At 43.1% G+C, this 16725-nt stretch carries 9 protein-coding genes; all 9 read right to left on the bottom strand.

What is annotated here, in order from left to right:
- Positions 1 to 21: 21 nt before the first annotated feature.
- Complete coding sequence (gene rlmKL, locus AB4507_RS04855) at positions 22 to 2142, bottom strand: bifunctional 23S rRNA (guanine(2069)-N(7))-methyltransferase RlmK/23S rRNA (guanine(2445)-N(2))-methyltransferase RlmL (RefSeq protein ID WP_017059679.1); 2121 nt, start codon at positions 2140 to 2142, stop codon at positions 22 to 24.
- Positions 2143 to 2651: 509 nt separating this feature from the next.
- Complete coding sequence (locus AB4507_RS04850) at positions 2652 to 3200, bottom strand: cell division protein ZapC (RefSeq protein WP_145575834.1); 549 nt, start codon at positions 3198 to 3200, stop codon at positions 2652 to 2654.
- A 206-nt stretch (positions 3201 to 3406) separates the two neighbouring features.
- Positions 3407 to 4417 (bottom strand): quinone-dependent dihydroorotate dehydrogenase, encoded by a 1011-nt coding sequence (gene pyrD / locus AB4507_RS04845; RefSeq protein ID WP_017063847.1) that lies wholly within the window; start codon positions 4415 to 4417, stop codon positions 3407 to 3409.
- A 330-nt stretch (positions 4418 to 4747) separates the two neighbouring features.
- On the bottom strand, positions 4748 to 9589 hold the full coding sequence (locus AB4507_RS04840; RefSeq protein WP_017063846.1) for an NAD-glutamate dehydrogenase: 4842 nt from the start codon (positions 9587 to 9589) through the stop codon (positions 4748 to 4750).
- 228 nt (positions 9590 to 9817) lie between these two features.
- Positions 9818 to 10036, bottom strand: a complete 219-nt coding sequence (locus tag AB4507_RS04835; RefSeq protein WP_081325156.1) for a DUF2835 domain-containing protein — start codon at positions 10034 to 10036, stop codon at positions 9818 to 9820.
- Positions 10037 to 10255: 219 nt separating this feature from the next.
- Positions 10256 to 12862, bottom strand: coding sequence for an aminopeptidase N (pepN, locus tag AB4507_RS04830; protein ID WP_372182316.1), 2607 nt, complete (start codon positions 12860 to 12862; stop codon positions 10256 to 10258).
- A gap of 218 nt (positions 12863 to 13080) precedes the next feature.
- A complete protein-coding gene (locus AB4507_RS04825; RefSeq protein WP_017059686.1) occupies positions 13081 to 13764 on the bottom strand; it encodes a hypothetical protein in 684 nt (227 codons plus the stop codon).
- A 321-nt stretch (positions 13765 to 14085) separates the two neighbouring features.
- Positions 14086 to 16080 carry a carboxy terminal-processing peptidase gene (gene prc, locus AB4507_RS04820; RefSeq protein ID WP_372182315.1) on the bottom strand — a complete coding sequence of 665 codons (1995 nt, stop codon included), beginning with the start codon at positions 16078 to 16080 and terminating at the stop codon, positions 14086 to 14088.
- A 17-nt stretch (positions 16081 to 16097) separates the two neighbouring features.
- Positions 16098 to 16721: an RNA chaperone ProQ gene (gene proQ, locus AB4507_RS04815; protein WP_017057223.1), complete on the bottom strand. Its 624-nt coding sequence runs from the start codon at positions 16719 to 16721 to the stop codon at positions 16098 to 16100.
- Between the last annotated feature and the right edge of the window lie 4 nt (positions 16722 to 16725).

Genomic DNA, 16725 nt, shown 5'->3' with positions numbered 1-16725 from the left:
TATCCTTATACGATCTCTTAACTACTTATGTGTAATCAACCAGCAGTTATGAATGTGCTTATTGCGAGAGAAGTCCAATGGAAGTGTCTTCGCTGAGATATTCTGAGCCTTAAGACCTAACTCATCTAGAGCTTCCAAGTCCATTTTGAAGTGACGCTTGTTGTTAGAGAACACAATCGTGCCTTCTTCACGAAGAAGACGTTTAAGGTTTTCCATCAGCTGAATGTGATCACGTTGAACATCGAAAGATTGATCCATACGCTTTGAGTTAGAGAACGTAGGTGGATCGATAAAGATCAGATCATAAGAACCCTGCTCTTTAGCTAGCCATTGTAGACAGTCAGCTTGAACAAACTGATGTTGACGACCAACACGACCGTTAAGCTCCATGTTCTCTTTCGCCCACTCTAGGTAGGTATTAGACATATCAACAGTAGTTGTAGAACGAGCACCACCCACAGCAGCATGAACAGATGCACTTCCTGTATAAGCAAACAAGTTTAGGAAATCCTTACCTGCGGCCATCTCACCGATACGACGACGAGTGATCTTATGATCTAGGAACAACCCGGTATCTAGGTAATCATGAAGATTAACAATCAGCTTAACGCCATACTCGTTCACTTCTAAGTTCGATGAGTCTTGAGCCAATTTCTGGTATTGAGAACGGCCTTTCTGTTTCTGACGAACTTTAAGCACAACGTTGTTTGCTTCTACGCCTGTTACTTGAATAGAAGCACGGATGATATCGGTTAAGCGACGTTTAGCCTTCTCTTCCGGTACATCTTTAGGCGCTGCGTATTCTTGAATCACAAGATGACCTGGGTATACATCAATCGCTACATTGTATTCTGGTAAGTCCGCATCGTAGATACGGTAACAATCTAATTGCTCTTTCTTAGCCCACTTGCCAATTTTACCGATGTTCTTTTTAAGACGGTTTGCGAAGTCAGGAGCAATCAATTGTTCTTGCTCGCCTGATGGACGCTCTGACATCGGACGATCTGAAATTGAGTAGTTCTTTTGGTGACACGGTAACGCACCGTTGTTCAACTTGAACTGTTTATCTGCACGCATGCGTAAGCAGCTTAGTAGCTCGTCTGAGCTAGAGAAGATAGATGCGTTACAGCCACCAAATTCAGCTTTGAGCTGTGCACCGAATGCTGTGTAAAGTGCAATAAGACCCGGCTCGGTACCAAGACGTTCACCGTAAGGCGGGTTAGAAACAATCACACCATCAGTAAACTCTGTAGGACGCTTAAGCTTTGCAGCATCGCCTACTTCGAATTCAATCAACTCTTCAACACCGGCACGACGAGCATTGTCACGCGCAGTTTTGATCATACGTTCATCATTGTCGTAGCCATAGAACTTACATTCCACTTTCTTAACACCACGACGACCTTGAACGTTCGCTTCAGCTTTCACTTCAGCCCATAGCTCTGGTTCGAAATCTTCTAGTGATTCAAAACACCACTTCTGACGTTTAACACCTGGAGCCATGTTTGCAGCCATCATTGCCGCTTCAATCACTAACGTACCTGAACCACACATAGGGTCTAGGAAAGGCTTAGTCGCATCCCAACCACTACGAAGAAGAATCGCTGCAGCAAGTGTTTCACGCAGAGGTGCACGACCTGATTCTGGACGGTAACCACGTTGGTGAAGACCGCTGCCAACCATATCAACACCAAGAATCGCTTTATCACGGTGTAGACGAACGTGAATGCGAATGTCTGGATTCTCTTTGCTGATAGAAGGACGAGGCAGAGATTTCTTCTCAAAGCAATCAACAACGGCATCTTTTACTTTCATTGCACCGTATTGGCTATTACGGATTTCGTTGTTCGTACCATTGAAGTCAACAACAAAACGCTTAGAGCTATGGAATTGATTTACCCAGTTAACCGCAGTGGTTGATAGGTACAAATCCATGTCGTCCATACAAGTGAATTCAGAAAGGACACGTACAAATCGAGAAGCCAAACGGCTCCACAAACAACAACGATAAATTTGCTCATTGGTGGCTTTGAATTTAACACCTGCCTGAACAGGTTTTGCGTTTGTAATCCCTAGTTGGGTTAGTTCTTCAACTAATAAATTCTCAAGGCCATTTGAGGTAACCGCTAGATATTGATTCATAGTGTTCTTTTATTGATAAAAATGAGCTCGATTATACCTGAATTTGTTACTAGAGCATCACACTAAACTCGTCTTTTCATTGAATCTTTCTTCTAACTGGCTAGCAAACGCACAGTGTTGAAGCGATCGCTTACCCACATTCCCTTAGAACATAAGACCTATCAAACCAACACGATTCAGGACCAAATACCGACCAAAGCGACAATGTGAATTTATATTCACCCTACAATTGGTATATACCAAGAGTGAATTTAGTGTGGAAGTTAGCTACAAAAGGACATAAACAGGGAATAAAGATGGGTAAATTACACTTCTGGAGATAAAAACAGGCAGAAATTAAGGCGAAAAAATAGTCGTAAGTTCACTATTTAAATGGTTAAGCAGTGATGTATTTATCAGGATGAGGTTTTTTAGGCACAAAAAAAATCGGCTAATGAGCCGATTTTGGGGAAGATTTGACAGGTTGATGCGTTGCGATGTGTTTGAGAAATGATGGACTAGATTGAAGGCTAACCGACCATCGCAATGTGCGTTTGATGAAGAATAGCGTTCGCGTCTATCATTCTATCGTGCATGACCTTAATCGAGTCGCCAAAGCGTAACCCTTTTGAAGGTGTAAGCAGAAACTCTTCTAGATCGACAAATGCACATAGGCTCGCACACTCTCCCACTTCTAATACAATGAAATACCCTAAGCTATGCTCGTTATTCATTTGTACGATATCCCCTTCTTGAGGGTATTCGTGGCCAACGCCCTGTGAGTCGAAGAACCAACTCTTAGGCTGTACAGGCTTGTGGAAGCGCTTTGCTGCCACGCAATAAAGCGCGAGTTCAGCTTGGCGAGGCTCAGACAGTTCTAAGCCAGAAATTTGTTCTTTGAAGGTTTGGTATGAAGATGCGTCATCAACGGTGAATTCATTATCTCTAAACGCGCAGTCCACCAGCTTATTTCGGACCAGATTCGTTTTGAAAATCATATCCTCTCCGAGGTTTAGCATTAATGAACATTGCTGCTCATCGTAATACCAACTCCATGTATCGCTAGGTTTAAGCATCATTTCGTCTCACACTGTTGAACCATTCCATTAGGTAAAACGCAAAATTACCTTCAATTACAGTAATTTTACTGAGCAATAGGCAAAAAAAAAGAGGAAATGAATTCCTCTTTCTTATCGCTTTTCTCTACAACTCAGTGAGTTACAGTGTCTCTTTTAGTAAGACGATGCCAGATTGTCGCTTTTCAAAAATAAAAGCAATTTTCAGCTTATAGATTTTTAACGATGTCGCCAACTAGGCCTGGGCCTTTGTAGATGAAACCAGAGTAAACCTGTACAAGCTTCGCGCCCGCCATCATTTTCTCTTTTGCAGCAACATACGAGTCAACACCACCTACTCCAATGATCGGCAGTTTGTCACCCAGCTCTTCGTGAAGTTTACGAACTACTTCAGTACTACGAGATTGAACAGGACGTCCACTTAGGCCACCCGCTTCATCACAATGTTTCATACCTTCAACGATTGAACGATCCAATGTTGTGTTTGTTGCGATCACACCATCGATCTTATTTTTGATCAATGATTCACAAATTTGGCGAATTTCGTCGTCGCTTAGATCCGGAGCAATCTTAAGAGCAAGAGGAACATATTTACCATGCTTCTCTTCCAGTTCAGATTGTTTCGTTTTAAGTTCAGACAATAGATCGTCTAGAGCTTCGCCGTATTGTAGAGAACGAAGTCCTGGAGTGTTTGGTGAAGAGATGTTCACAGCAATGTAACCAGCGTATTGATATACCTTCTCCATACAGATCAAGTAATCTTCAGCGCCCTTTTCAATTGGTGTGTCTTTATTCTTACCAATGTTAATGCCTAAGATGCCATCGTAGTTCGACTTCTTAACATTCTCAACAAGGTTGTCGACGCCTAGGTTGTTAAAACCCATGCGGTTGATGATACCTTCAGCTTCAACAAGACGGAATAAACGAGGTTTGTCGTTACCCGCTTGCGGACGCGGAGTCACTGTTCCTACTTCTACGAAACCAAAACCCATTGCGCCAAATGCATCAATACATTCGCCGTTTTTATCTAGGCCAGCAGCAAGGCCAACTGGGTTTTTAAAAGTAAGACCCATGCACTCTACAGGTCGGTGAGGTAATTGTTGGCGATACAAAAGATCAATAGGTGTGCCTGTGAAGCGCTTGAAATTTTGAATTGCAAGATCATGTGCCTTTTCGGCATCAAGTTGGAAAAAGCCAGTTCTGGCTAGACGGTAAAGCATTGTGCCTCCGATAGAAAAAAGCCCCGTGTAAACGGGGCGCTATTATTTACTTATTTACCCAACTATTCAATCTATTACTGTCTGTAAGGGTAAGATAATCAAGTTTGCTAACGAATGAGGTTCATTATTAAGCAAACGTTATCGTTTCTTCAAGTTATTAAGCCATTTCTAATCTCAACCTTAGTACAGCCATCAGGTCACTTAACAACAAACAACGTTTGCGTCGAAGTTTGTTCTTCAAAAGTCGTTAGGCCTATTGTTTCCACTTTACCGAAACGAAAAAGGCAGACCTTTTGGCCTGCCCTTATACTTTTTCGTCTTATCTAGTAACTAGTCTTTTGACATGCAGTTTAGATTCAACAGCATCAATTCACGCAGTGCTACTGAGAACTTAGCAAACTCATGAACAGAACCTACTTTGAATTCGTTTAGGATGCTTTCCCAACGATGTAGAGAAACAGAGTTACTTTCCATCCAGTCATCAAGCGCTTTAATCACATCGATATCTGAAGCACAACCACAGTTAAGTACTTGACCAGTTAACTGGCGTTGCTGCCAATCCAGATCTTCTCTGAATGCTGCACGCGCCAGTGCTTGCCAGTTGTTGTCTATAGCTTGGCCATTGATTTGCTTCAAGAACCAGTGCAGTGACAAACGGTCGCCTAGGTTGAAGTAAAGCTTAGACGCTTGCTGTACTGTTTTACCTGTTTCACGAGCCACTGTAGATATATCCAGTGCTGAGTACAGGCTAGACAAACGAGCCACTGAATTAGCCAGCTCAGCGTTTACACCTTGGTCAATCCATACTTGAGCCATTGCTTGATGCTCTTCTACTTCTGAAGCCACTAGGTTTTCATCCAGCTTCTCAGTAATTGCGACGACATCACCTTGGTAAAGCTCAATCAATGCATTCACTGACTGTTTACCGGTACGGTTTCTTAGCAACCAGCGTGCTAGACGACGAAGCGTACGACGTACATGGTAAAGCAATTCGTATTGAGCTTCAGAACTTGAGATGTTGTCCAGTTCACGGATGCTCTTCAATACCTTACCCAGGCCGTAGATTTCACGTGATGCCGCGTAAGCATTCGCAATATCAACAATGTTCGCGCCCGTCTCTTCTTGCAAGCGAGTCACGAAGTTACAGCCCATCTCGTTAACCATTTGGTTAGCAAGCGCAGTCGCAATGATCTCTGCACGAAGTGGATGGTTATCCATGTGCTGAGAGTAGTTACGGCGTAACTCTGTTGGGAAGTATTGCATCAGTTGTTGAGCATGGAACTCATCATTCGCAATGTCATCACTCACAAGATCTTCTTTTAGAACCATTTTACCGTAAGCGATCAATACTGATAGCTCTGGTCTTGTTAGTGCTTGGCCCTGCTTCTCACGTTCTAGCAGCGTTTCGTCATCTGGGATGTATTCCAAACCACGGTCTAAGTACCCGGCTTTTTCCATTGTGTGGATAAAGCGGATTTGCTCTTTCACTAAGCCTACACCTTGATGCTCAGTAACAGAGATAGACTCAGCTTGGCAGTAAGCGTCGTCTAGTACGATTTCACCTACTTCATCTTCCATAGATTCAAGAACTTGGTTACGTTGCTTAACGGTAAGATCACCATTAGACACCAAGCCATTCAAGAAGATCTTAATGTTAACTTCGTTATCCGAGCAATCTACACCACCAACGTTATCGACAAAGTCAGTATTAACTCGACCGCCCGTTAGAGCGTATTCAATACGACCCAATTGAGTCATACCCAAGTTACCGCCTTCACCAACAACCTTAGCTTTCAGGTCACGGCCATCGATACGTAGCACGTCATTTGCACGGTCACCCACATCGGTATGAGTCTCACTAGAAGACTTAACGTAAGTACCAATACCGCCGTTCCAAAGTAGATCAACTTTCATAGACAAGATCGCTTTGATCAAGTCGTTTGGTGCCATTGATGCTTTCTTGGTACCCAGCATTTTCTGAATTTCAGGTGTCAAAGAGATAGACTTCGCTCGGCGAGAGAAGATGCCACCACCTTGAGAAATCAGGTCTTTATTGTAATCTTCCCAACTTGAACGAGGCAGATTAAACAGACGGTCACGCTCTACCCAGCTTGATGCTGATTCTGGATTCGGGTCAATGAAGATGTGCATGTGGTTAAACGCAGCTTGCAAGCGAATGTGCTTAGATAGCAGCATACCGTTACCAAATACGTCACCCGCCATATCACCCACACCAATGGCAGTGAAGTCTGTGCTTTGACAGTTAATACCCATTTCGCGGAAGTGACGTTTAACCGATTCCCAGCCACCTTTCGCCGTGATACCCATGGCTTTGTGGTCGTAACCGTTAGAGCCACCCGATGCAAACGCATCACCTAGCCAGAAGTTGTACTCTTCAGCTACTGAGTTCGCTAGATCTGAGAATGTCGCGGTGCCTTTATCGGCTGCAACAACCAAGTATGGGTCATCTTCATCGTGACGAACAACGCTCTTAGGTGGGATAACCTCACCTTCAATGATGTTGTCTGAAACGTCTAGCAATGCACGGATGAAGCGCTTGTAACAACGTTGACCTTCAGCAAAGATCTCGTCTCGGCCAGACATCATGTGTTGACGCTTACAAACGAAACCACCTTTAGCACCAACCGGTACGATAACCGTGTTCTTAACTTGTTGCGCTTTAACTAGGCCTAGAATCTCAGTACGGAAGTCCTCTTGACGGTCTGACCAACGTAAACCACCGCGTGCTACTTTACCGCCACGTAAATGCACACCTTCAATGTCTGGTGCGTAAACGAAGATCTCAAACGCAGGAACCGGCGCAGGGATATCTGGAATCTCGCTTGGTCTCATTTTCAGAGCCAACCAAGGTTTAGACTGCTTATTCTCGTCTACTTGGTAGTAGTTAGTACGAAGCGTTGCAGTGATCATTTCCATGTAGCGACGAATGATACGATCATCATCCAAGCTTTCTACATGATCCAACTGTTCAGTGATCTTCTTAATAAGATCTTGTTGGCCTTTTACGCTGCCCTTCAGTTTCGGGTCAAAACGCTTGCCGAATAGGCTCACTAGCCCTTTCGCTAATTCTGGGTAATGAGACAATGTGTCTTCAATGTATTGTTGGCTGAATGGGAAACCAACTTGACGCATGTAACGAGCATAAGCACGTAAGATTGAGATTTCACGGCCAGAAAGACCAGCGCCAAGTACTAAGCGGTTGAAACCATCGCTGTCTAACTCACCCGCCCAGATTGCCGCAAAGGCTTGTTGGAAAAGATCGCGAGCTTCACGAAGATCAATGGTCTTATCGCTCTTGTGCAGCATAGAGAAATCAAGGATCCAATAGGTCACACCGTTGGTTTTACGCACTTCATATGGAGATTCACCGATAACGCGTAGGCCAAAGTTTTCAAGCATTGGCATAACATCAGAAAGGTGAATTGGCTCATCGCTGTGATAGAACAACTTCAAACGAACGGCTTTTGAATCTGCCGCTTCTTCTTGAGGACGGTAGAAAAGCATACCCAGTTTGTTGTCTTCACTTAGCGCTTCTAAACGTTCAATGTCGGCAACAGCAGAACCTGGCATCATGTCTTCTTTGTACGAACGTGGGAATGCACGCATGTACTCTTTCGACAATGGAAGACCTTTGCTTTCACCGAAGTTTGCAATGATAGATTCAGACAGACGGTCATCCCACGTAGACGATACTTCCATTAAATTTTGCTCAATTGTTTTCACGTCCACATCCATGTTGTTGTTATCAACACGAACAATATAGTGCGTTCTTGCTAGCGGGCTTTCAGAGAAGTACGTTGTAAATTCAACCTCTTCTTCACAACCAAAGTACTGTTTCAAGATGCGCTGTGTTTGGCGACGAAGCTCAGTGTTGTAACGATCTTTTGTTACGTAAACCATGCAGCTAAAGAAACGACCAAACGGGTCTTTGCGAACAAACAAACGCAGGAGATCGCGATCTTGCATTTGTACTACGCCCGTACCGACTTCTAGTAGCTCTTCTTCTCGAGCTTGCAGCAGTTCATCACGTGGGTAGTTTTCAAGAATGTTGTGCAGCGCTTTGTAAGAGTATGAACCTTCACGGTAACCACTCGCATCCAAAATACGTTCTACTTTCTCGCGAACAAGAGGAATCGTTTCAACGGTTTGGTTATAAACGGCAGATGTGTAAAGACCAGTAAAGCGGTGCTCACCAATGACCTTACCGTTCTTATCGAACTTCTTAATACCAATGTAATCGTTGTAAGCTGGGCGGTGAATGCGTGAAGCCGTGTTGCCCTTGGTTACGATAAGCACATAAGGCTTTTTCGCTTCAAGACGTGCCGAATCAGAAAACTCAGATAGCTTAACGTTACGTACACGATCTGAGTTCGCAAACAAACCAAGACCTTGCTCCTTGGTCGGTTGCAGTTCAGTGTCGCCGTTAACTGAAACTAGGTCATATTCCTTATAACCCATGAATGTAAAGTTGTGTTCACCTAACCAACGAAGAAACGCCAACGTTTCATCAAAACGTTGGCCATCTACAGGAATGCTCTCTTTCTGCTTTTCTACTTGATTGGTTACTTCTTCAAGTCGTTCTACCATCTTCAACCAATCGTTCACAACTAAGCTAGTATCGGTAAAGATATCCAGTAGCTCCGTTTTAAGAGCTGTCATTTCAGCTTTACTGCTAAGACGGTCAACCTCAATATGGAAAAGCGATTGGAATGCACCTTCGTTATTGCTTACACCGACAACACTGCCCTTATCTGAGCGAGAGATTTGTGTTGGGTTATGAAGCATAAGGTGAGAAGAAAGGTCTAGGCGAGTCAATGCCATTTTTACGGAATCAACAAGGAATGGACTGTCTGGAACGACTATCTCAACGATAGTATGAGTAGACTGCCAACCTTGACGACTTACCGTCGGGTTGAATACGCGTACAGAGATTTCGTCGGCTTTCTTTTCATTGATGTGATGCCATAAGCTAACTACAGCACCATATAAATCGGATTCGTTTCTCTGAGTTAGATCGTCGTGAGAAACGTTACTAAACAAGTGTTGAGCAAGTTGAGTTACGAGAGGTCGATGAGCAAGGTCAAGTTTGTCTTGAATCAGCTTGTAAACTTTTTCAAGTAAAACTGGAACCACAGTTTCACGTGCGGTCATAGTCACACTCCACAATTAGAATTATATTTTATTATTAGGGGGATCACTTAATCTGGTGTTTGAAACGTGCCGTTGAGCTCTTTTCTACTAACGAGTTAAGCAAAGGTAATGCATTCATTTATTGTAAAAGCATTATTGAAAAATAGTTAATTGTTTTGGAGGTGGTAAGAGGTGAAATGTTTGATTATGTGATTAAGATTCCTTTTAACTCACTAGGCATGCCAAGGTTTACAGAGCTTCTAACTTAATAAACTTATTTTTTTGGTCAGTTGTCAGCCTAAACTGCCCTCTAACCCCTATTTGTGTAAGAAATGGTCTGAACCGAGTTGCAGGTAACTGTAAGCGTAAACCTGTTGTTGTTATCACTTGAACTTTACTTGCCGTACCAGAATAGCTGGCCAAAAACTGCTGATATGAGATGTTAAGTTGGAAAATATAGCGATTCATACGATACCTGTATAAATATACAGTGCCAGTGTTTTTTGGCACTTTTAGATGTCTGACGGTGAAACTGAACTTGAAGCTGCTCTAGCTTATCGAAAATTCGATGAACCAGAAACAAAAAATCAGTGGCAGATATTCTCTACCACTGATGACCTTTCGTTGTAGCAAACAGTTTATTAGTAAACCGCTTATTAGCAAACAGTTACCTGAATGCGCGCTGACTTAAGCCTCTAGTGCTTTCGTCACTTTCTCAAACAAGTCTTTTGCTAGGTTGTCCATGTTCTTTAACGTCTCTAGTTCTTTTTTGATAAGAGCTTGACGTTCATCATCGTACTTACGGAACTTAAGTAGCGGGTCAATCAGACGTGAAGCCACTTGCGGGTTGCTGCTGTTCAGTTCTCGTAAGATCTCGCCAGCAAATGCATAGCCTTGACCAGACTTGTCGTGAAATTGAACCGGGTTCATGTTTAAGAATGAACCGACCAAGTTACGGGTACGGTTCGGGTTCTTCAAACTGAACGCCTGGTGCGACATCGACGCTTTGATCACTTCAAGTGCGTTTGAACTTGGGTTTGTACCTTGCAATGCAAACCACTTATCCATAACAAGACCATCGTGTTTCCACTTGTCACTGTAATCCGCCATCAAGGTTTCACGACATGGTAGTTGTGCACTGTTTGCCGCACCCATTGCTGCCATTGTATCTGTCATGTTGTTTGCTTGTTGGTACATAGCAACAACCAAGTCATTACCCTTTTCAGTATGCGCTAAGTAACTTAAACAAACTTTACGCAACGTACGCTTACCAATTGAATCATGGTCAATCGTGTATTCTGCTAATGCATTGCTGTGGTAAACCGCAGCAAGTTCATCTTCAAGCTCTTTTGCTAACGTTACTTTCATTGAATGAAGTACTGACGCAACCGCATCGATGTCGACACGCTCGTACCAACCCGATACTTCATTGTGGCTTGGTAGAGAAAGCATTTCTGCAATAAACGCAGGCTCTAGTGAATCACTCAACAGTACGCCACGGAATGCATCAACAACAGAATCAGAAAGCTCAAACGCTTGACCCTGTTGAACCTTCTCAACGTTGCTGCGAATGTACTTCGCCAATAGCATTTGACCCGCATCCCAACGAGAGAATTCATTGCGAGCATTCACCATCAAGAAGATCAGTTCTTCATCTGAGTAGTCATATTCCAATTTCACTGGCGCAGAAAATTCACGAAGTAATGATGGGATCGGTTGCTCAGAAACGTTTTCAAACACGAACGTTTGCTCTGCTTCTTTCACATCTAATACATTATGAACTGGCTTGCCGTTACATTGTAACTCAAAAACTTCACCCGCAGCTGTGTACAGCTCGATATCAAGAGGAATATGCAGAGCCTGCTTTTCCGTTTGCTCATGAGTTGGCGCTGTTACTTGGCGAGTTGTTAACGTGTACTGTTTCTTCTCTACGTCGTACTTACTTTCAACAGACAGCGTCGGCGTACCAGACTGGCTGTACCATAAGCGGAACTGAGATAAGTCAACGCCCGACGCATCTTCCATTGCCGCGACGAAGTCTTCACATGTTGCAGCCGTACCATCGTGACGTTCGAAGTACAGCTTCATGCCTTTTTGGAAACCATCTTCGCCCAACAATGTGTGGATCATACGGATCACTTCACTGCCCTTTTCGTACACGGTCAAAGTATAGAAGTTATTCATTTCTATCACTTTTTCTGGACGAATTGGGTGAGACATCGGACTTGCGTCTTCAGCGAATTGTGGCCCACGAATAATACGAACATTGTTGATTCGGTTTACTGCGCGAGAGCCAAGATCAGATGAGAACTCTTGATCGCGGAATACGGTTAAGCCTTCTTTCAAGCTCAGCTGGAACCAATCGCGACAAGTCACTCGGTTACCGGTCCAGTTATGGAAATATTCATGGCCGATTACTGCTTCAATACCTAGGTAATCTGTATCCGTTGCAGTTTGGTCGTTTGCTAGAACGAACTTCGAATTGAATACGTTCAAGCCTTTGTTTTCCATCGCACCCATGTTGAAGAAATCAACGGCTACGATCATGTAGATGTCTAAGTCGTACTCTAAGTTGAAACGTTCTTCGTCCCACTTCATTGAGTTGATCAAAGAAACCATCGCGTGGCTCGCACGGTCTAGATTGCCTTTATCAACAAAGATTTCTAGGTCAACTTTACGACCCGATTGTGTAGTGTATGCGTCACGAAGTACATCAAAGTCACCCGCTACTAAAGCAAACAAGTACGCTGGTTTTGGATGTGGGTCTTGCCACTTCACCCAATGACGACCGTTTTCAGCTTCACCTTCATCTACACGGTTACCATTACTTAATAAGAATGGGTTCTCTGCTTGGTCTGCAATTACCGTTGTAGTGAATTTCGCCAACACATCTGGGCGATCCATGTAGTAAGTGATACGGCGGAAACCTTCAGCTTCACATTGAGTACAGAACGCGCCACCCGACTTGTACAAGCCTTCAAGTGCACTGTTCCCTTCAGGGTTAACTTCGGTAACGATGGTTAGAGTAAATTCTTTTGGAAGGTCATTCAGCGTAAGTTGAGTTTCAGACTGCTCGTACTGAGTCCATTCGTTGCCTTCAACCAAAACAGAAACCAACTTCAAGCCTTCACCATCAAGTACTAATGTCGTGCTGTCTTTCTCCTGCTTAACACTAGAAACAGCCGTAACAATGGATGCTGAGTCGTACAAATCGAAAGTAAGATCGATTTCAGAAATCGTGTGAGATGGTGATTGATAATCTTTACGATACTTGGCTTGAGGTGTATGTGCCATGACGGGTTCCTTTTGATCGTTATACGTAATTATTTTTTAACTGTATATATCTAAAGGTTGAGCGCCAATAAAACAAGGGGAATATTAAAAAAAGGAGGCATTGTAAGAAAATGCCTCCATGTTTTGCTATTTTATCAATCAAATCAGACAGGAACGCCTAAGAAATGAACTGTGCACAATATTATCAACGAGTACGCCGTTACTGCTAAAACTCACGATTATCGAATGCGATTGAGTACCGCAAACATATCTCCCTCTTCACCTTGCAGCGTTAACACATCGCTGTTCAGTGTATATCGAGTGCCGTGTTCACCGTTCTCATAAAGTAACACTAGTTGATCGCCTTCTGTGTAATACACCCCGCGACGAATGACTTCACCACCTTCTTCATCTGATACTCGGAACATGAATATAAAGTCCGGCTGAAGGACTAAATCCATTTTTTGAATGTTACTCGCACGTAGATCGCTTCCAGACAGTTGGGCACTTGACCAGATTCCCGCCAATGCATTTGGCAAGGCCTTAGTGAACATAACACCGTTAAGATTCAGCATGTTGTGATTACTGCTGTACGCGTAAACCTGAGGTTCTGAGGTATTCAAACCCAAAATAATCGTGTCTTCATTGGCGTTATACAAACCTTCCCAATGATCGACACTGTAGTCTTTCTTTTGGATATCGATAGTGAATGAGTAGTTTGAATCAAGAGTGAGCTTGATCGCTCTAAAGTTTTCAGTGCCTTGCTCAGGATCAGGGTTCATCAAATACCAATCGCCAAGCAGCAAAGGAAGGTCAAAATGGGATAGATTACTATCACTTTTTGATTGTTGGCTACTCGAAGCGACCTCACTCCCAAAAGCCACAAAACTTAAACAAGATAAAAATAGTAGAATCCATTTCATAAGCGTCCCCTCGTTTTCTTTAAGCTTAGGCACGTAATGAATAGAAAGCGAAAAAATATGATCTAAGTCACTAAATTTTAAGTGCGAAGTAACTTAAATGTCATTATCACTCGAAAAATAGTACTTAAGTTTAGTTATTTTTACGGTGCACTTCACAGTCGAAAATCAAATAACAGTGGTTCTGGAACAAGTTAAAAAGCGAGGAAGCATGCCGTTAGCGTGACATCATTCTAGGCAAGAACGCAGGTACAAAAAAAGCGAGCCTAAGCCCGCTTTTCAAATAGTAAGTCTTTAAACAATCACCTTTAACAGGTGTTTTGTTTATTTCTTGATCATATCCAGCATGATAGCAACTGATTCATCAAGATAAGCATCCGGGGCTTCGTAGTCTTTGGGAATATCATCCAACGTTTTAAATGCCTCTAACTTAGCGGCTTTTTGACGTTGGTTAATACGCTCTAGACGAAGCGCATCCGCGTCATCACTCTCTTGTTTACGAACCTTTTCATTGAGGGAAAGGTCGTTGTCGTCTTTATCTGCCTTATACTTTTCAATATCTTGCGCGATAAAGCCAAACTCCATGTCTGTTGCGATACGAGCTTGGTGCTTAGCCGTCAACGCTGCGATTTGCTCATCGTTACGCTGTAACACTGAGTACTTCGCTTTGTCGATGCTGTCCCAAGGAAGAGCATTATCCTCAACACTTTCACCGGTATCTGCAGGATCAATTGGTGTTGGGTAAGCAATATCAGGCACTACGCCCTTGTTCTGCGTACTACCACCATTGATTCGGTAGAATTTCTGGATTGTGTATTGAACGTAGCCCAACTCTTTATCGAACAAATCATAAATATGATTCAAAGAGCGATGCTGTTGCACCGTACCTTTACCGAAAGAGTTTTCACCCAAGATAATTGCACGACCGTAATCTTGCATCGCTGCTGCAAAGATTTCAGATGCTGAAGCACTATAGCGATTCACCAATACCGTTAACGGGCCTTGGTAACTAATTTGACCATCAGTATCGCTGTTCACTTTGACACGACCGTAGCTATCACGAACCTGAACAACAGGTCCCTCTTTGATAAACAAACCAGAGAGTTCAGTTGCTTCAGTCAGTGCACCACCACCGTTGTTTCGAAGGTCAACAATAATACCTTCAACACCTTGCTCTTTAAGCTCGGTGATCAGTTTATCGGTATCTTTAGAAAGGCCAACGTAGAAACTTGGTACTTCTAGTACACCAATCTTCTTGCCGTCTTTCTCGATCACTTCTGATTTAACAGCGCGGTCTTCTAAACGAATCTTATCGCGAACAATTGTGACAACGTGACTTTTTGCATCTTTACCATCTGGCAAGATCTGTAGCTTAACTTTAGTCCCTTTCGGGCCTTTAATAAGTTGTACTACATCGTCTAAACGCCAGCCGATAACATCAACAATCTCTTCGCCATCTTGACCAACGCCGACAATACGGTCGCCATCACTCAATTGTTTGCTGTTTGACGCAGGGCCACCAGCAACTAAAGAACGAATAACAGTGTAGTCGTCGGTCATTTGAAGTACAGCACCAATACCTTCTAGAGATAGGTTCATCTCAGATTGGAATTGTTCTGCATTTCTTGGAGAAAGGTAACTTGTGTGAGGATCAACTTCACGCGCAAATGCGTTCATGTAGATCTGGAAAGCATCTTCATTATGCGATTGCGTAATACGCTTCATCGCATTGTTGTAACGCTTTTCCAAAACTTCTTGAATCTCTGGCCACTCTTTACCAGTAAGTTTTAGATTCAACGCATCATATTTAACGCGTTTTCTCCAAAGCTCATTCACTTCAGCGATATCTTTTGGCCACTCAGCTTCACTACGATTGAGCTCAATACTTTCATCGGTATCAAACTTAATCTCTGTATCTAGCAAAGACAATGCATATTGAAAACGTTCAAAACGCTTCTGCATAGACAGATTATAAACATCGAATGCAATCTGGTTATTGCCCGATTTCAGCTGATCATCAATTTGTGTAGATGACGCAGAGAAAGAGTCAATATCAGCTTGAGTGAAGATATTACGATTATAATCCAGCATCTCTAAGTAACGATTAAAGATAGCTTGAGAGAAATCATCGTTGAGATTGAAGTGTTTATAGTGAGAACGAGTAAATCGAGAAGTAACACGTTTACTAGCAGTTTCGTGTTGGACCTCAGGAGCGAGTAGAGGTAAATCGTCCTGATCTAATTTGGCTTCAAGAGCCTGAGCTGAAGCTGCTAGCCAAAAGCTAGCAGCAATCAGTGTCAATTTTGAACGGCATTTCATGCGTAGGAGTATCTCCTTTAAGCGCGCAAGTGCTCCGCTTTAACAACCATTTGTAGGCCGTTTGCTAACTGAACACGCACATCTTCCTTATTGATTTCAACAATGGTCGCAGCCATGTTTCCTTTACCCATGTTCACATTTACTTCTTTGCCAGCGATGAATTCGTCAGCGTTCAAAGCGCGTGTTTCTACAGGCTTTTCTACTTTTGGTGCTTTAGGCGCTTGACGACGAGGCTGTTGAGCTTTCTTCGCCTTAGGTTTCGCTTTGCCTTCTTCACGAGCTTTTTGTGCTTGTTCTTTACGACGAGCCTGAACTTTCGCTTTGCTTTCAGCAAGTGTAGCTTTAGCGTGTTCAACGTGCTCTTCTTCTAGTGTGCCACACGCGTTGCCGTCTAGGTCAACACGTTCTGCGCCAGCTTTTACGCCGTGCAGGTAACGCCATGATGATGTGTACTGTCTTAACGCTGCACGAAGCTGAGTCTTACTTACTTTTTCGTCTTCATTTAGACGTTCAGCAAGATCTTGAAAAATACCAATTTTAAGTGGCTTCGCTTCACCTTCTAGAGTAAAGCATTTAGGGAAACATTCAGCAATATATGCGATAACTTCTTTGCTGTTTTTTAACTTTTCAGTGTTTTCCATGTGG

The sequence above is a fragment of the Vibrio sp. 10N.222.54.A3 genome, from assembly GCF_041474095.1.
Lineage (GTDB): Bacteria > Pseudomonadota > Gammaproteobacteria > Enterobacterales > Vibrionaceae > Vibrio > Vibrio crassostreae_C.
Note: the sequence above shows the minus strand (reverse complement) of the source record. Positions and strands in the feature narration are given on the sequence as shown.